Here is a 17679-nt window from a genome sequence, read left to right as displayed (position 1 = left end):
ATCCCGCCATTTGTGGGTAGTAAGACTAGCGCTTCAAAAATCGGTGAATATAAGGGAAGTAGGAGGGAGTTCGGCGCACAATTAATGGTTCACTTTCTTCCTGCTAAAGGAATGGATAGAAGTAGAGTTCATTATAAAAACAATGTATAGTGAATATGTATACCATGTTTGTCTGGAAGATAGAAAGGGCACAATGTGGAATAACGATCGTGCATAGGATGTGTTTTCCGAATGGAACAACATATTGGCGAGTTAATCGCGCATTATGGGTATTTTGGAATTATTATAGCGTTGGCCGGTGGAATTGTTGGATTACCGATACCAGACGAGTTTTTATTGACTTTCGTTGGTTATAATGTTTCTAAAGGAGTTATGTCAGGAACTGCTGCTTTTTTAAGCGGGATGGCTGGTGCGATGTTAGGTATTACATTAAGCTACATATTAGGTTTAAAACTTGGACTCCCTGTTTTAAAAAAATATGGACCGAAGATTAGAATTAAAGAACATCACATTGAAAAAACGCATATTTTATTTGAAAAGTATGGCCCCTTTCTTTTAATGATTGGTTACTTTATCCCGGGAGTACGTCATTTAACAGCCTATTTTGCTGGGATGTCGAATTTAACACTTTGGCGTTTTTGTTTGTACGCTTACGGTGGTGCGCTTATTTGGATAAGTGTTTTTATTGGACTTGGCTGGAAGTTAGGAGAGAAGTGGCGTTTCGTTGAGTATAGTCTACATCATTACGGAATATGGATTTTATGCATTTCAGTAGTTGTTACATGTATTGTATGGTTTTATATAAAGAAAAAGAAAAACCGCTAATAGCGGTTTTTTTAGCTGAAAGCAATAAATAATACACCAGCTGTAATAAAGACTACACCAACGCCAGTCATAAAGTTTAACTTTTCACCGAGTATAATCATCGCGAGAATGATAGAAAATACGACGCTTAATTTATCGACAGGAGCCACTTGTGAAACTTTCCCTGTTTTGAGGGCAAGAAAATAAAATAGCCATGACGAAGCACCTGCAACCCCACTTAATGTGATAAAGAGCAGTGCTTTTTTATTTAGCAGTACATCGCCGATATTTTGAAATTTACCTTGGATAATAATAACGCCCACCATAAATAATGCCATAATAATAGAACGAACCGTTGTTGCAACATTGGCATCGATTCCATCTAAACCAATCTTTCCAAAAATAGATACAAGGGCAGCAGCAATTGCTGATAATAGTGCGAATAAGAGCCATGAACTCATAGTAAAATTCCTCCAATCTTACATTATTATACATGAAAACCATTCTCACGTATAAAATGAAACTTTAATCAGTGGGATTTTACCGCCCCGTAAATAGCGGAATAAATAACGAAATAATCCCCACCTTATGTTGCTAATAAGGTGGGGACTATTATACTACTCTGCAATTTCCTCATAGAAAAAGTACGTTACATTATAAATATGTTCTACTTCATCGTCTGTCATAAACAATAATTCATCACGCTCAATCCCTTTTTTCTTTTCAATAAACTCAATCATGTTTTTGCGTTCTTCTCTTTTCATCAATTTTATTTCTCCCCTCAATCTGTTTTAATACAGTTTATTTAAGTTACTGCTATTATATAACAGAATCTTTAGAAAGTTCCACCTATTTTATTGTTTTTTTTAGAAGAACTTTTCGACAAAACAAGCCCACCTAAAGGGGGCTTGTTTTGTTTTATAGTCGTAAAAACTCGGGCTCCGTCGTACCAGCACCATCGATGTAATAAATTGTGTCAGGATTGATTTTTATTAATACGTAATTAGGGTCTTCAGGACCAAGTAACCAGCGTTTTAAGCTATTATTCCAAAACTTGTTTTTTAATGTGGAGTCTTCCTCGATGGAAGCTAAGCCTTCAACTTCAATATAATCTTCATCTAATTTTTTTCCTTCTCGTCCAAGTAGTACATGGACATTTGGATTGTTTTCAATGTCTGTTATCTTTTTTGATTTCCGATCTGTTGCAACATATAACACAAAATCTTCGTGGAAAAACATCATAAAGGCGCTATGAGGTTTATTTTCACGTACAGTAGATAATACACCAGTTCGTTGACCACAAATAATAGTTTCAATTTTTTCTTTTAAATGCATGCTTTTAACCCCTGTTCATAATTTATTGTTTTCTCCGTTTAAACAAGATAATTTGAATATCTTTTATACTGTTTTCTTCAATCCGATTTTTTAAACGTAATTGTGATGAAATCGGACAAGTTAGGAGAAGAATAATAATAATATCGAGGAGAAATACATACGATGGAAGGATGAAAAGCATGTTTAATAAAATATTTCTTATAGTAGCGCTAATCGGGGTACCACTTTCTGTACTTGGAAAAACGCTTCATTGGCCTCAAACAATTATGTTCGCTGTGTATTGTATTACGATTATCGCATTAGCAGGCTTTATGGGCAGAGCGACAGAAAGTTTGGCAATTGTCTCTGGACCTAGAATAGGCGGATTATTAAATGCTACTTTCGGTAATGCTGTTGAACTGATCATTTCCATTTTTGCACTTCAGGCGGGATTAATTGAAGTGGTGTTAGCCTCATTAACGGGTTCTGTACTTGGAAATTTATTATTAGTAGGAGGGCTATCCTTCTTTATAGGAGGGCTTAAATACAAAAGACAAAGTTTTAATGTGTATGATGCAAGGCATAATTCAGCTTTATTAATCTTTGCTGTAGTAGTAGCTTTTGTTATTCCAGAGATTTTTTCAATGAAGATGGATGCTGGAAAGACGTATCAATTAAGTATCGGTGTGTCTATTATTATGATTATTATGTACCTTGCTGCATTGCTATTTAAGTTAGTTACGCATCGTGGTGTATATCAGCATAAAAGTGATGAAGTCGCTCATGAGGAAGAACCAGAGTGGTCGAAAGGTAAAGCACTACTCATTTTAGCAATAGCGACAATTGCGGTAGCGTATGTGTCAGAGGCGCTCGTGCATACATTTGAGACAGTTGCAAAGTCATTTGGTTGGTCAGAGTTATTTATAGGAGTTATTATCGTTGCAATTGTTGGGAATGCAGCGGAACATGCATCTGCAATTATTATGGCGTATAAAAATAAAGTAAATATTGCAGTTGAAATTGCAGTCGGTTCTACGTTACAAATTGCCATGTTTGTTGCTCCTGTATTAGTACTGCTTTCTATGTTATTCACGCAAAGGATGCCTTTAGTATTTACAATACCAGAACTTGTTTCTATGATTACAGCTGTTTTCTTAACAATTGCGATTTCAAATGATGGAGATACAAATTGGTTTGAAGGCGGTACGTTATTAGCAGCGTATGTCATTATGGGAATTGGTTTTTATTTATTATGAAAAATAGGCATAACAATTGTATTGAGAGAAAACAATAAACAAAGTAGTATATATACCTTTACGTAGGAAGGAGCCAGACAGGTGAAACGAGTATACAGCATATGTCTTTCAACTATGGTCTCGTTTATTCTATTATTTCCTAACATGAGTTTTGCAAAGACAACGGTAGAAACAAAAATGCCTTCATCTGTTTTAAATATTTCTAAAGACAATACGTTTCCAAATGATGCGCAAGATTTGCCGCGCTTACAACCGAGTAAGTTTGCTCAAGAACTATTGAAAACAGCAAATATTAAAATTGAAAATCCGGACTTAATTCGAATGTTTAATGAAACGACAATTTCGAATGCTCCGCTTGCGGTAGGGTACCGAGCGAAGATTTATTTAGGTCAATGGGCTTTAAATTATGAATCGGTTGATACATCGATTAATTGGGAATATAAACAAGTAAATCGTAATGTGTACGATAATCGCGGAGGAGATCGCTTATATCCGCTACGCTATAAGCAAGAAACGCAAAAAACGGTTGAAGGTGATTTAACAGCAGATATGAAAAATACTGCGGATGTGAAAAAAATGATGCTTCTCAAAGCACTTGAAAAAGTACAATTGCCGCTTTCATTTAAAACGACCATTGGTTATGGTACTGGACATGAGCGTGTGTATAATATTAGTCCGAGTCAACTTGGATATTTATACGCTTATACACCAGCAGTAAATGAAAAAGGAAAAGTAACGTTTGGAGAAGTGTACCTTGTGTTAAAAGGAAATCAAAAGAGGCTTGTAGTGAAAAATATTACCTCACAAGGAATTGGAGCGGCGATTCCAATTCATGATCATTTATATTTTAAATTCATTTCATCTTCTCACTCGCAATAATATGAAAAAAACGTCAGCTTATAAGCTGACGTTTTTATTTATCCCGCTAGTTGTGGGCAATTGGTTCAACTTTAAAATGTTATGTTTGCTGTTTTTGATAAGAAATCTTCTGTCGGATAGTAGCTATTTTTTACAAGAACATTTGGTCCAAGGCATTTTACTGCAGGACAGTGACAGCTTAATGATTGTGCTGTTTTTGAAGCACTCCATTTGTCATACGCTTCTTGTAGTGTGTTTGTTTGTACGTTACCTAGAAGGGGAACGTCACCGAAATCAGTTACAATAATATTTCCATCGAAAATGTTGACGTTTAAACGAGAACGACCATCTGGATCGTTACGAACTGTTACATTTTTGCTTTCTTGTAATTTCTTAAATGTGGCAATGTCTCGCTCGTCATCGCTACAAGCGTAGAAAGGTAAAGTTCCAAATAACATCCATACATTTTCATCGCGAATTTCTAGTAAATGCTCAATTGCATCACGAATTTCAGCTTTTGTTAAAATCTCTAGATTGCTCGCAAAATCACTCGGATACATCGGGTGAACTTCATGACGTTTACAGCCCATCTCTTCGACAATTTGACGATGAATATGTTCAATATGTGGTAGAGTTCTTTTGTTTAACATCGTTTCAGCTGATACGAGTACACCTGCATCTGATAGAGCTTTACTATTTGTAATCATTCGTTCAAATAGTTTTGCACGTTGTTCATAAGTAGGTTTACGTTCCATCATTGCAAATCCACCTTCAACGAAGTCATCAATTGTTCCCCAGTTATGGGATATATGCAATACGTCTAGATAAGGAATAATTTGTTCGTAACGTGCTAAATCTATAGTTAAGTTTGAGTTGATTTGAGTGCGAACGCCTCGTTCATGGGCGTATTTTAAGAGTGGTGTTACATAGTTGTCGACGGATTTCTTTGAAAGCATTGGTTCTCCGCCAGTAATACTTAAAGAACGTAAATGAGGAATCTCATCTAATCTTTTTAATAAAAGCTCCATCGGAAGCGGATTTGGATCTTTCGGCTGTAATGTGTAACCAACAGCACAATGCTCGCAACGCATATTGCATAACGTTGTCGTTGTAAACTCAACGTTTGTTAATAGTAGTTTGCCGTACTCTTCAAGGTCCATATACGCTTCCCATGGATCGTAAGAAGGAGTAATCGGCTTCATTTTTTGTGATATCGTCATATGAAATACTCCTTTGACTATTGAAATAACAATTTGTCCATTCTCTATAATAGAAGAATATGTACTTTTTATAAAGTGAAACTTTTTTGTGAAAAAAGAGAGAGGGCTTACATTTGAATGAATGACTGTGATAAAATTGATGAAATTTCATGCCCATAGCAATCATTTTTGCGGTATAATAAAAGCAACTCGAATTAAAAGGAGAGTGCCTTCATGGGAAAAGCAATTGAAGATAAAGATTCACAACTAGTATATTTAAAAGAACGTTTAAATATGTTCATTGAAGTAATTGATACAATTGAACCTGAAGAAGTAGAGTTAGAGGATGTAGATCGTCTTCTTGCGATGTTAGATGAATTAGAATTAAAATGTGAGCAATTTAAAAAAGACGAATAATATATTAAAAAGGCTGCCAATGCAAAATTGGCAGCCTTTTTCTGTATGGATAATAGAAGGACGGTAGAAAAAAAGGTATAATCAAGTTGTGAAAAATTTCATTTATGCTTTAATAGCGTGAAACAAATAAAAAGCTGAAGAGCATAACAATGGAATTTTCAGCTCATAACGTTTTGGTAGCGTTCACAATTGAGGGGGAAGTAACAATGGAAAAGCTTCAAGAAAGCATGTATCAACTAATTGTTGAAACGTCAACGAACTTACCGAAAGATGTTCGTCGTGCGATTCAACAAGCGAAAGAACGAGAAAATTCAGGGACTCGTTCTGCGATGGCACTTGGCACAATTACGAATAATATTAAAATGGCTGATGATAACATCTCGCCAATTTGCCAAGATACAGGGATGCCAACGTTTAAAATTTATACACCAGTTGGTGTGAATCAATTAAAGTTGAAGGAAGCTATCTATAATGCGCTTGAGCGGGCGACAAAAGATGGTAAACTTCGTCCCAATTCTGTTGATTCTCTTTTTGGAGACAATAGTGGAAATAATTTAGGACCAGGTACACCGGTTATTAAGTTTGAACAATGGGAAAAAGATTATATTGATGCACGCTTAATTCTAAAGGGTGGTGGCTGTGAGAATAAAAATATACAGTATAGCTTACCGTGTGAATTAGAAGGACTTGGACGCGCTGGTCGTGATTTAGAAGGAATTCGTAAATGCCTTCTTCATGCTGTATATCAAGCGCAAGGTCAAGGTTGTAGTGCAGGTGTAATTGGTGTTGGTATCGGGGGAGACCGCACATCAGGTTACGAATTAGCAAAAAATCAATTATTCCGTACATTAGATGATGTCAATCCAGTACCAGAGTTACAAAAACTTGAAGAGTACGTATTAGAAAAGGCGAATAAGCTTGGTATTGGTACGATGGGATTTGGTGGAGAAACAACTTTACTTGGTTGTAAAATTGGCGTGTATAATCGTCTGCCAGCTAGTTTCTACGTATCTGTTGCGTATAATTGCTGGGCATATCGCCGTCTTGGCGTAACAATCCATCCTGAAACAGGTGAAATTATGGATTGGCTATATCAAGAAGGTGAGGATACACTTCAGCAAGAAGCACAAGAAAAAACAGAGCAACGTGAGATTGTATTACAAGCACCAATTACAGAAGAGCAAATTCGTGAACTTCGCGTTGGTGATGTTGTAACAATTAATGGCATGATGTATACAGGTCGTGACGCAATCCATAAGCATTTAATGGATAACGATTGTCCAGTAGATTTAAAAGGACAAGTTATTTATCACTGTGGTCCAGTTGTCGTGAAAGATGAAAATGAAAACTGGCAAATTAAAGCGGCAGGTCCAACGACAAGTATTCGTGAAGAACCGTACCAAGGCGATATTATGAAGAAATTCGGTATTCGCGCTGTCATTGGAAAAGGTGGTATGGGTGCGAAAACATTAGCGGCTTTAGAAGAGCATGGTGGTGTATATTTAAATGCAATTGGCGGTGCAGCGCAATATTATGCTGAATGTATTAAAGAAGTGAAAGATGTTGATTTCTTACAATTTGGTATTCCAGAGGCAATGTGGCATTTACGTATCGAAGGATTTAAAGCGGTTGTAACGATGGATGCTCATGGTAATAGCTTACATGCAGATGTTGATAAAACATCACTTGAAAAATTAGCTAGCTTTAAAGAGCCAGTATTTAAGTAAACAAAAATGCATCTCGAATCATTCGAGATGCATTTTTTGGTATATATAGAAAAATATGTTCAGCATGAAAGAATGCACGGCAACAGAAACTACAAGTACGATTATATATGGAAAGGAGACTATTTATGAAATATAAATGGTTATATATCGGTCTCATTTTTTCAATTATGATGGCACTTGTTCCAGTTTCAACATTAGCTTATACAAATACTCCACATAACTGGGGAATCCCGCGTCCTAAAAATGAAACAGTACCAGATGCAGGGAAGCTATATACAGAATTACTACAAAAAAATGGTGGGTTTTATTTAGGGGATACAAAGAAAAAAGATATTTATTTAACATTCGATAATGGGTACGAGAATGGATACACAGGGAAAATCTTAGACGTATTAAAAGAGAAAAAAGTACCGGCAACTTTCTTTGTAACGGGTCATTATATAAAAACACAAAAAGATTTGTTATTAAGAATGAAGGATGAAGGACATATTATTGGAAACCATTCGTGGAGTCATCCTGATTTTACAACGGTAAATGATGCGAAACTTCGTGAGGAATTAACGAGTGTAACAGAAGAAATTAAAAAAGTAACTGGGCAAAAGGAAGTAAAATATGTACGTCCGCCGCGAGGTGTGTTTAGCGAAAGAACGTTAGCTCTTACGAAAGAAATGGGCTATTATAATGTATTTTGGTCACTTGCATTTTTGGATTGGAAAGTGGATGAGCAAAGAGGATGGCAATATGCACATAATAATGTAATGACGATGATTCATCCAGGATCTGTTTTATTACTTCATGCAATCTCGAAAGATAATGCAGAAGCACTTGCGAAAATCATTGATGATTTGCGCGAGAAAGGGTATCATTTTAAAAGTCTAGATGACTTAGTAAAAAGCAATCAACCGTAAGCATGTATGCTTGCGGTTTTCTCATGCTATAATGATGTGTAAAAAGGATGGGGAAACGTATGTGGAGCGAACATGTTACGTTAGAGTATCCGTATCATTTTGAAGAGGTATTAAAACGTTTATCTTTTGATCCTCTTCACGTCATTCAATTAGATGAGAAAGTCATTTATGTCCCGCTTTGTATAGACGAGGAACAGATTGTTGTTCGCTTGCAAGGGATTGGTACTGTTCAAAATCCACAGTTTTGGATCTCTAGTCAGGCAGGAGATCAAGAGAAAGTCATGAAACGAATGAGGGCCATTTTTCATTGGAATGAACCGTTTCAAGATATACAAAATCATTTTTTAAACACATCATTACGTCCACTATTTGAAACATATGCTTATACTCCAATTATTTTAGAGTTTGATTATTTTGCTTGTCTTCTTCGCTGTATCATTCATCAACAAATAAATTTGAAATTTGCTACTGTGTTAACAGAACAGTTTGTGAAACGATATGGAACAGAGAAGAACGGTGTATTCTTTTTCCCCACTCCAGAAATAGTAGCAAATATTTCAATAGAAGAATTGAGAGAGCAGAAGTTTAGTCAGCGAAAGGCTGAATATATAGTAGGGTTAGGTCGAAGTATTGTCAGCGGTACATTAAATTTAGCGAGTATAGAAACCAGGGCGGATGAAGAGGTTTCCGCACAATTGTTACCAATTAGGGGGATTGGTACATGGACAGTGCAAAATTTTTTAATGTTTGGGCTTGGACGGAAAAATATGTTTCCGAAAGCGGACATTGGGATTCAGCGTGCAGTGCAAGGTGTATTTCAATTAGATGATAAACCTGATGATGCATTTTTAGAAAAAGTGAAACAAGAGTGTGAACCATACTGCAGTTATGCAGCGTTATATTTATGGAAAAGTATAGAGTAGAGGTGTAATAATGATACAAAAGCAACATGAGAGTAAGTTGGAAGTTGGTCAAACGTTTCCTGTGACAATTAAACGTCTTGGGATTAACGGAGAAGGCGTTGGTTATTTTAAGAGACAAGTTGTTTTCATTCCAGGGGCATTACCAGGAGAAGAAGTTGTTGCTGAAACAACGAAAATTCAGCGTGGCTTCGCTGAAGCGAAAGTGAAAAAAGTTCGTAAAGCTTCACCACATCGTGTGAAAGCACCATGTCCGGTATATGAAGAGTGTGGCGGTTGTCAGCTGCAACATTTAGATTATAAAGAACAATTAAATCAAAAGCGTGATATCGTTGTACAAGCATTCGAGAAGTATATGAACAACAGTTTGGAAGAAAAAATTCGTCCAACGCTTGGTATGGAAAACCCATGGCATTATCGTAATAAGAGTCAATTACAAGTGGGACGTAAAGACGAAAAGGTTATTACAGGGCTGTATAAGCAAAACTCACATCAGTTAATTGATATTGCTCACTGTATGATTCAACATAAAGCAACGAATGAAGCGACAAAAGTTGTAAGACGTATATTAGAAAAATTAAATGTTTCTATTTACAATGAGAAAAAACAAAAAGGTTTAGTACGCACAATTGTGACACGTACTGCAGTTCAAACAGGGGAAGTACAAGTTACACTTATTACAACAAAAGAAGAATTACCAAATAAAGATCAATTTATCGCAGAAGTACAAAAACAGATGCCAGCTGTTAAATCAATTATGCAAAACGTAAACTGGCGTAAAACATCTGTTATTTTCGGTGATAAAACATTTAAATTAGTTGGAAAAGAAGTAATTCAAGAAACACTAGGTGATTTATCATTTGAATTATCAGCACGTGCATTCTTCCAGTTAAATCCAGAACAAACAGTTGTTTTATACGATGAAGCGAAAAAAGCAGCTGCTTTAACAGGCGATGAGAAAATTGTAGATGCGTATTGTGGTGTTGGTACAATCGGTCTTTGGCTTGCAAATGATGCAGCGGAAGTACGTGGTATGGATGTAATTCCAGAAGCGATTGAAGATGCAAGAAAAAATGCGAAGCGTCACGGATTTACAAATACGAAATATGAAGCAGGTAAAGCTGAACAATGGTTACCGAAATGGGTAAAAGAAGGATGGCGTCCAGATGTAATTGTTGTCGATCCACCTCGTACAGGTTGCGATGATAAATTACTGGAAACAATTTTAAAAGTGAAACCAAAACAAGTTGTTTACGTATCTTGTAATCCTTCTTCATTAGCACGTGATGTACAAGCATTAATGAAGAGTTATGAAGTGGAATATGTACAACCAGTTGATATGTTCCCACATACAGCTCATGTAGAAAATGTAGTGAAGCTTGTTAGAAAGTAAAGTGTATTCATATTCCCTCACGATATGAGGGAATATTTTCTATGAAGGAGAGTAAAATGAATAATTATAAATTAACGATTCAGTACGATGGTGCACGTTTTAAAGGATGGCAACGTCTCGGTAATAACGATAATACAATTCAAGGAAAAATCGAGAGTGTCATATCTGAAATGATCGGAAAAGAAATTGAAATTATCGGTTGTAGTAGAACAGATGCGGGTGTACATGCTTTGAATCAAGTTGCTAACTTTCAAAGTGATGAGAAGTTAGTGGAACATAAAGTGAAAAAATATTTAAATCAATATTTACCCAACGATATTAGCATTACGAGTGTAGAAGAAGTACAAGATCGCTTCCATGCTCGTTACAATTCTAAAGCAAAAACATATCTTTATAAAATTTGGAATGAAGAGCATACAAATCCATTTATGCGTAAATACAGCATGCATGTGAATAAAAAATTAAATGTGAAAAGCATGAAAGAAGCTGCGAAACATTTAGTTGGTTCACATGATTTTACTGCTTTTTCAAATGCGAAATCAAAGAAAAAGTCTATGGTTCGAGAAGTATATACACTTGAAGTGATGGAAGAAGCAGGATTTGTACAAATTAGAGTAAGTGGTAACGGATTCCTTCATAACATGGTAAGAAAAATTGTTGGAGCATTAATTGAAGTTGGATTAGGACAATTAGATGCGGACACAATCCCAAATATTTTAGAGGAAAAACAACGTAATCAAATTAATTGTCTTGCTGAGGCAAGTGGTTTGTATTTGGAGAATGTTGAGTTTTAATAAACAGTAAAAAAATCGAGCTGTGTAAGCTCGATTTTTTTATTGTTTTGGCATTAAGAAGATTTTTCTTTCTTCATACGTATCTTCAAATTCCAAAAAGCAGCAAGCATAATAGCTGCAAAGGAGCCGCTAATTGTTGCTAATAGTTTTGCATAAGGATAAGCATTCATATCAACTAGTAACATCATACATACAATGGTAGGGAAGAAGGCTAAGTATTGTAATAACTTTAATTTGTTATCATTACTCATATATATCGTTCCTTTCTAGTATGTTATATGTTTATTGTAGCATATTTTTCCAATTTATATTTGCGCTTGGAAGCAGATTTATCCTGCATTAACAGGCAATAAAAGTCCAATTGGTGAGGGTAGACAAAACCTCCACAGATTAAAGCTTCACTTCATTTCATATGTGTAAATGCAATTTTTTAATTCGATATTGTAAGTTTTGCCTACTTAATCCTAAAAACTTTGCAGCCTGTGAGATATTACCGTGATACTCTGTCAGAATTTGATTGATGTAGTTCTTCTCCATTGCCTCTATTGTGTGCTTTAACGTTTTAGGTGCATCAGCATCGTTATTAGTTAGGGAAGGTTGCATATTGAATTCTTTTTTTATTTGTTCACGAAAGCGAGTGGGAAGATGAAAAGCTGTAATGATATTTTCATCTTCAACTAAATTCATTGAACCTTCAATGATATGTTCCAATTCTCGTACGTTTCCAGGCCAATCATATGCATACAAGAATTCTCTTACATGTACATCTAGATCCGTTACGCCAAGTCCAAATTGAATGTTGTACTTTTCGATAAAGTGCTGCACAAGATCAGGAATATCTTCTTTTCGTTCACGTAAAGGCGGGAGACATAAAGTAACGACGCTTAATCGGTAATATAAGTCTTTCCGTAATCGATTGTGTGTAATAGCTTCAAGAGGATCTTCATTAATAGTTGCTATAATACGAACATCAATTTCTTTTTCTTGTGTGCCTCCGATTCTTCGTATTGTTTTTTCTTGTATAGCTCGTAGTAACTTCGCTTGAAGTGCTGGACTTAATGAGTTGATCTCATCTAATAACAAAGTTCCTCCATTTGCTTCTTCAAATAAACCAGCTTTATCGATAGCTCCTGTAAATGCACCTCGGTTCGTACCAAATAATAAGCTTTCCATGAGTGTATCAGGTATAGCGGCACAGTTTTGTGAAATAAATGGTTTTGTTGAACGTTGACTTTCATTATGGATACTTTGTGCAAATAGTTCTTTACCGGTCCCTGTTTCTCCTACGAGAAGTATGGATGAGGATGTACGAATTACTCTCTTTGCTTCTGTAATGACAGATTGAAGAGCATTAGAATCACCGATTATGTGATCAAAGGTAAATTTATTATTTTGTTTTCGAGAAAGGTTCGTTTTCATCGTTTGTTTGAAATGGCTAATCTCTGTTGAAATTTCAATAGCGCCTTTAATTTTTCCGTTTTCTATTATAGGGAAAGTATTGTTAATCGTTGTAATTTCTTGCCCTTTATTGTTAAAATACGTTTGTTTTATATTTTTGTTTGTTTTTCCTAATTTTAATGCCTCTATAAGAGTACTATTTTTATTTTCTTCAAATGCGAATACTTCTATAGGACTTTTATATAGCACATCTGAGCGTTCCATTGATTCAATTTCCATCATTTTGCGGTTATAGATAATCGTTTTACTTTCCTCATTAATAATATGAATCCCGATATCGAGCTCATTAAGTAAAGTTTCATATAGCATATTCATTTCAATGATCTGTTTAAAATTAATTTCTTCTGTACGCATAGATTATCTTCTCCTCATTTCACCCTATGAAGACTGACTTTTTATAATTTTATTAAAATTCTTATAAAATCGCAAAATTTTTTTGCTATTTTCTCTTTAAAATTTCTCAAATGATAGAAAAATTTTGCGGTTATGAAGATTTTTTTTTTGAGAAACCTTCATTTTAAATAGGAATTGGAGATTGGTACGCATTTTGCATAAATAATAGTTGAAATCTCTAAAGGAGGGATATGCAACGTTTCAGTACCAATTAATAAGAAGGAGGAGTTTATAAAGTGAAGATGGTTATAGAAGGCGTGTATAGTCCTTGTTATGGGAAAGTAGAGAAGTTATTTGTTACGGAAAGTTCTTACGTATACGAGTGGGAGAAATTAGCGTTAATTGAAACAATAGATAAACAGAAAGTAGAAATTAAAGTAGGGATCAGTGGATATATCGAATCCTTAGAAGTAGTAGAAGGACAAGCTATCGCTGATAAAAAGTTATTAATAACAGTGAGGGATGATCTTTTAATAACAGGTAGTGATTGATACTATGTATTTTGCTCTTTTCAATAATTATTCTTATTATGAATATTTTTAAAAACGCTTACATGAAATGGGTTTCCAAAGGGAAAAGGGGGGATTTATATGATGGATCAAAACCAAGGGTTAAAACGGGAATTGAAAAGCAGGCACATATTTATGATTGCACTTGGAGGAGTTATTGGTACCGGTCTTTTTTTAGGATCTGGGTATACCATTCATGAAGCTGGGCCTGGAGGAGCGATTGTAGCGTATCTTGTTGGAGGATTTGTTATGTATTTAACGATGCTCTGTCTTGGAGAGTTAGCTGTTGCGATGCCTGACGCAGGATCTTATCAAACGTATGCTACAAAGCACATTTCCCCTGCAGCGGGTTATGTAGTCGGCTGGATGTCGTGGCTAAACTGGTCTGCTACGATAGGTATTGAACTGATTGCAGTTAGTATTTTAATGAAACGATGGTTTCCTGATGTACCGTCATGGATTTGGTGTGTAGTGTTTGCGGTGCTTCTTTTTGCTATCAATGCGTTATCTTCAAGAAGTTTTGCAGAAGTTGAATTTTGGTTTGCAAGTATTAAAGTAATTACAATCATTGCATTTATTATTTTAGGCGGGGCAGCAATGTTTGGTTTTCTAGATATGAAAGGAAACGAACCTGCACCGATGTTCTCTAGCTTTACTGATTATGGTGGGTTGTTTCCAAATGGGTTATCAGCCATTTTAATTACGATGATTGCAGTTAATTTTTCCTTCCAAGGAACGGAACTAGTTGGTATTGCAGCTGGAGAGAGTGAAAATCCAGAGAAAACGATCCCGAAGGCAATTAATAATACAGTTTGGCGTATACTTGTGTTCTTTGTATTATCTATTTTCATTCTTGCAGGCTTATTCCCTTGGCAGCAAGCAGGAGTGATAGAAAGTCCATTCGTAGTTGTATTTGATAAAATTGGCATTCCTTATGCAGCCGATATTATAAATTTCGTTATTATTACAGCGGTTCTATCCGTTGCGAATTCAGGATTATATGCAACTTCTCGTATGCTATGGTCTATGTCTAACCAAGGCATGATTAGTCCAATTTTCGGTAAGTTATCTAAAAATGGTGTTCCTATTTATGCATTGATTGTAAGTACAATTGTAGGTTGCCTTTCATTACTATCAGGTATTTATGCGGAAGATACAGTTTATTTATGGCTACTTTCTATTGCCGGGTTTGGGGCGATATTAGTTTGGGCATCTATTGCTCTATCTAACTTATTGGCTAGAAGGTCATACATTAAGCAGGGCGGGGATGTGAAGGACTTGAAATTTAAAACACCGCTGTATCCATTTGTACCACTGCTTGCGTTAGTATTAAATGTAACAGTAATTGTTGGTATGGCTTTTATTCCAGAACAAAGAATGGCATTATATTGTGGTATTCCATTTATGATTGTTTGTTTACTGTTTTACCGTGCGACAAGAAATAAGGCACGTAAGGTAGAACATATTGAAAAAACAAATAAAACAGAGGCAGAAAGTTTATAAATATAGTAGAAACTTATGCTAAAAAAAGAGACTGTAAAATTGTAAACAGTCTCTTTTTTTGTGACAATAAAGCTGGAAACATACTATGTATGCAAAGGGGAATTAGCGATGAATCAAGAAGTTTCACAGCTATTAGAACAGATTGATTTACGAAAAGATGAGTTACTAGAGCTTACAAAAACTTTAATTCGCTTTGAAACACCAGCACCGCCGGCGAGGAATACAAATGAGGTGCAAGAATTTGTTGCAGATTTTCTAAGAAAACGAAATTTTAGTGTTGATAAATGGGATGTATATCCGAATGACCCGAACGTTGTTGGGGTGAGAAAAGGGATAGAAAGTGACACACATAAAAGTCTTATTATTAATGGACATGTGGATGTAGCTGAAGTGTCAGCAGATGAGGCGTGGGATACAAATCCGTTTGAACCATTTATAAAAGATGGTTGGTTAGTTGGACGTGGTGCGGCAGATATGAAAGGGGGACTGGCTGGAGCGCTATTTGCTATTCAGCTTTTACAAGAAGCTGGTATTGAATTACCTGGAGATTTAATCTTTCAATCCGTAATTGGGGAAGAAGTGGGAGAGGCAGGTACACTTCAATGCTGCAAAAGAGGTTATGATGCTGATTTTGCAGTCGTAGTGGATACAAGTGATTTACATATGCAAGGACAGGGCGGCGTAATTACTGGATGGATTACTGTGAAAAGCCCCCAGACGTTTCATGATGCAACACGCAGGCAAATGATTCATGCTGGAGGACGTTTATTCGGAGCGAGTGCAATTGAAAAAATGATGAAAATTGTGCAAAGTTTACAAGAATTAGAGCGTCATTGGGCAGTCATGAAAACATATGAAGGCTATCCATCTGGAACAACAACAATTAATCCAGCTGTTATTGAAGGCGGACGTCATGCAGCGTTTATTGCAGATGAGTGCCGGTTATGGATAACGGTGCACTTCTATCCGAATGAAACATATGAACAAATAATAAAAGAAATTGAAGAGTATATTGAGAAAGTAGCGGCTGCCGATCCATGGTTAAGTGAAAATCCACCACAATTTAAGTGGGGCGGAGAATCAATGATTGTGGATCGTGGCGAAATTTTCCCTTCTTTAGAAGTAGATCGTGAACATGCAGCAGTAAAAACGCTTAGCTCAGTGCACGAATCAATTCTATCTAAAAATGCAATTTTAGATATGTCTGCAACGGTAACGGATGGTGGTTGGTTTAGTGAATTTCATATTCCAGCTGTTATTTACGGACCAGGTACATTAGAAGAAGCTCATTCAATAAATGAGAAAGTTGAAGTAGAACAGTTAATTGAATTTACAAAAGTAATAACAGCATTTATATATGAATGGTGTCATACAAAAAAATAGATTAGTGTGTTGAAATCGTACAGGTATGTATACTTGTACGATTTTTTAGTGAACTATTTCAGAGTTGAACAGAAACAACTGAAATAGTTCTTTATTTTTCTATGTCTTTCGTTTTAGTTCGATTAATTTCTCTTTCGCTAATTCAACAGCAATTGCATCATCTAAATAGCCAATTGGAAAGAGATAGTCGGGAATAATATCTGTCGATAAAATGAAATACAGTAATGCGCCTCCAAGAACTGCACGTTCTTCTTTTGAGATAGTTTCATTGCAAAATTGTTGATACATATCGGTTAATTGTTCAATAAAAGGACCAGCGCTATCAATTTGTTCTAATTTACTGGCGAAACTTTCATGAATACGTTTTTCGCCTTCTGTTGTCTGAGCATAGCGTTCATAGTTTTCAAGTTCTTGTTTTACGCGAGTTGTTGTATAGTCGAAATCGAATAAGTTAGAGGATTGCAGCGTTTGCTGAATTGTATCAAGAGACGTGTACATATCCGTCTTCTCTTTATTAATGTGAGGAGAATCAGGATACATTTCATCAAATAACAATTGGGGTGGAACTTGCAAACATTCTGCAAATTTTTGTAGATGTTTTTGTTTTGGCGGTTGTTTACCATTCATAATTCTTGAGATTGTTGCGGGATCAATATTTGTATGCATTCCTAATTGGCGCATGGATAAGGCACGTTCTTTTAAAAGTTTTTTTATTAATGTACTAAGCCGCTCATGTGGATTTTCTCTAGGCATAGTGAAGGCACTCCTTTTTTATTGTTGAAAAAATGTTGAGCATTTATTACATGTATATGAAACAGACAGGCACAGTTGCTCAACATTTTC

The 17679-nt window shown here is 35.7% G+C and carries 19 protein-coding genes; 12 read left to right on the top strand and 7 right to left on the bottom strand.

All coding sequences use genetic code 11. The features are described 5' to 3' along the window. The first annotated feature begins 231 nt into the window (after nt 1–231). Nucleotides 232–825, top strand: a complete 594-nt coding sequence (locus tag ILS93_RS25550) for a DedA family protein (RefSeq protein WP_048559737.1) — start codon at nt 232–234, stop codon at nt 823–825. A gap of 11 nt (nt 826–836) precedes the next feature. Here the strand turns inward: ILS93_RS25550 and ILS93_RS25545 are convergent, their stop codons facing one another. From ILS93_RS25545 to ILS93_RS25535, 3 genes are all read right to left on the bottom strand, one after another. Then, nucleotides 837–1265, bottom strand: coding sequence for an EamA family transporter (locus ILS93_RS25545; RefSeq protein ID WP_000100307.1), 429 nt, complete (start codon nt 1263–1265; stop codon nt 837–839). 156 nt (nt 1266–1421) lie between these two features. Further along, nucleotides 1422–1568 carry a BH0509 family protein gene (locus tag ILS93_RS25540; protein ID WP_064477246.1) on the bottom strand — a complete coding sequence of 49 codons (147 nt, stop codon included), beginning with the start codon at nt 1566–1568 and terminating at the stop codon, nt 1422–1424. Nucleotides 1569–1722: 154 nt separating this feature from the next. Further along, entirely contained in the window at nt 1723–2139 is a 417-nt protein-coding gene (locus ILS93_RS25535; protein WP_048559739.1) for a pyridoxamine 5'-phosphate oxidase family protein, read from the bottom strand. Between the two features lie 179 nt (nt 2140–2318). Between ILS93_RS25535 and cax the strand changes: the two genes are divergently transcribed. Continuing rightward, on the top strand, nt 2319–3374 hold the full coding sequence (gene cax / locus ILS93_RS25530; protein ID WP_064477247.1) for a calcium/proton exchanger: 1056 nt from the start codon (nt 2319–2321) through the stop codon (nt 3372–3374). An 81-nt stretch (nt 3375–3455) separates the two neighbouring features. After that, nucleotides 3456–4253: a YfkD famly protein gene (locus ILS93_RS25525; protein WP_033662157.1), complete on the top strand. Its 798-nt coding sequence runs from the start codon at nt 3456–3458 to the stop codon at nt 4251–4253. 71 nt (nt 4254–4324) lie between these two features. On the opposite strand, the gene yfkAB is transcribed toward ILS93_RS25525, so the two are convergent. Then, entirely contained in the window at nt 4325–5452 is a 1128-nt protein-coding gene (gene yfkAB, locus ILS93_RS25520) for a radical SAM/CxCxxxxC motif protein YfkAB (protein WP_000156029.1), read from the bottom strand. Nucleotides 5453–5665: 213 nt separating this feature from the next. Here yfkAB and ILS93_RS25515 point away from each other — a divergent pair, with 213 nt between their 5' ends. The 6 genes from ILS93_RS25515 (at nt 5666) to truA (ending at nt 11590) form a co-directional block, all read left to right on the top strand. Then, entirely contained in the window at nt 5666–5848 is a 183-nt protein-coding gene (locus tag ILS93_RS25515) for an SE1561 family protein (protein WP_000513547.1), read from the top strand. Nucleotides 5849–6054: 206 nt separating this feature from the next. Continuing rightward, nucleotides 6055–7575, top strand: coding sequence for a class I fumarate hydratase (fumA, locus tag ILS93_RS25510; protein ID WP_222661586.1), 1521 nt, complete (start codon nt 6055–6057; stop codon nt 7573–7575). A 125-nt stretch (nt 7576–7700) separates the two neighbouring features. Beyond that, nucleotides 7701–8483 (top strand): delta-lactam-biosynthetic de-N-acetylase, encoded by a 783-nt coding sequence (pdaA, locus tag ILS93_RS25505; RefSeq protein ID WP_064477249.1) that lies wholly within the window; start codon nt 7701–7703, stop codon nt 8481–8483. Between the two features lie 59 nt (nt 8484–8542). Beyond that, nucleotides 8543–9406 carry a DNA-3-methyladenine glycosylase family protein gene (locus ILS93_RS25500; RefSeq protein ID WP_222661585.1) on the top strand — a complete coding sequence of 288 codons (864 nt, stop codon included), beginning with the start codon at nt 8543–8545 and terminating at the stop codon, nt 9404–9406. Nucleotides 9407–9416: 10 nt separating this feature from the next. Beyond that, nucleotides 9417–10796: a 23S rRNA (uracil(1939)-C(5))-methyltransferase RlmD gene (gene rlmD / locus ILS93_RS25495; protein WP_222661584.1), complete on the top strand. Its 1380-nt coding sequence runs from the start codon at nt 9417–9419 to the stop codon at nt 10794–10796. Between the two features lie 56 nt (nt 10797–10852). Continuing rightward, nucleotides 10853–11590, top strand: coding sequence for a tRNA pseudouridine(38-40) synthase TruA (gene truA, locus ILS93_RS25490; RefSeq protein ID WP_064477251.1), 738 nt, complete (start codon nt 10853–10855; stop codon nt 11588–11590). A 53-nt stretch (nt 11591–11643) separates the two neighbouring features. Here the strand turns inward: truA and ILS93_RS25485 are convergent, their stop codons facing one another. Both ILS93_RS25485 and ILS93_RS25480 read right to left on the bottom strand, forming a co-directional pair. Further along, nucleotides 11644–11841: a hypothetical protein gene (locus ILS93_RS25485; RefSeq protein WP_000063919.1), complete on the bottom strand. Its 198-nt coding sequence runs from the start codon at nt 11839–11841 to the stop codon at nt 11644–11646. A 157-nt stretch (nt 11842–11998) separates the two neighbouring features. Beyond that, nucleotides 11999–13402, bottom strand: a complete 1404-nt coding sequence (locus ILS93_RS25480; RefSeq protein ID WP_064477252.1) for a sigma-54 interaction domain-containing protein — start codon at nt 13400–13402, stop codon at nt 11999–12001. 275 nt (nt 13403–13677) lie between these two features. On the opposite strand from ILS93_RS25480, the gene ILS93_RS25475 reads away from it, so the two are divergent. The 3 genes from ILS93_RS25475 to ILS93_RS25465 all read left to right on the top strand — a co-directional run bounded on the left by ILS93_RS25475 (nt 13678) and on the right by ILS93_RS25465 (nt 16836). Beyond that, complete coding sequence (locus ILS93_RS25475; RefSeq protein ID WP_000784766.1) at nt 13678–13932, top strand: biotin/lipoyl-containing protein; 255 nt, start codon at nt 13678–13680, stop codon at nt 13930–13932. Nucleotides 13933–14031: 99 nt separating this feature from the next. Next, complete coding sequence (locus ILS93_RS25470; protein WP_064477253.1) at nt 14032–15453, top strand: amino acid permease; 1422 nt, start codon at nt 14032–14034, stop codon at nt 15451–15453. Nucleotides 15454–15561: 108 nt separating this feature from the next. Beyond that, complete coding sequence (locus ILS93_RS25465) at nt 15562–16836, top strand: acetylornithine deacetylase (protein WP_064477254.1); 1275 nt, start codon at nt 15562–15564, stop codon at nt 16834–16836. 99 nt (nt 16837–16935) lie between these two features. On the opposite strand, the gene ILS93_RS25460 is transcribed toward ILS93_RS25465, so the two are convergent. Continuing rightward, nucleotides 16936–17589 carry a DUF1232 domain-containing protein gene (locus ILS93_RS25460; protein WP_098102470.1) on the bottom strand — a complete coding sequence of 218 codons (654 nt, stop codon included), beginning with the start codon at nt 17587–17589 and terminating at the stop codon, nt 16936–16938. Nucleotides 17590–17679: the final 90 nt, after the last annotated feature.

The sequence above is a fragment of the Bacillus sp. 16GRE42 genome (assembly GCF_019837435.1).
Classification (GTDB): domain Bacteria; phylum Bacillota; class Bacilli; order Bacillales; family Bacillaceae_G; genus Bacillus_A; species Bacillus_A wiedmannii.
The sequence above is the reverse complement of the archived record's forward strand: the minus strand, read 5'-3'. Positions and strand labels throughout refer to the sequence as shown.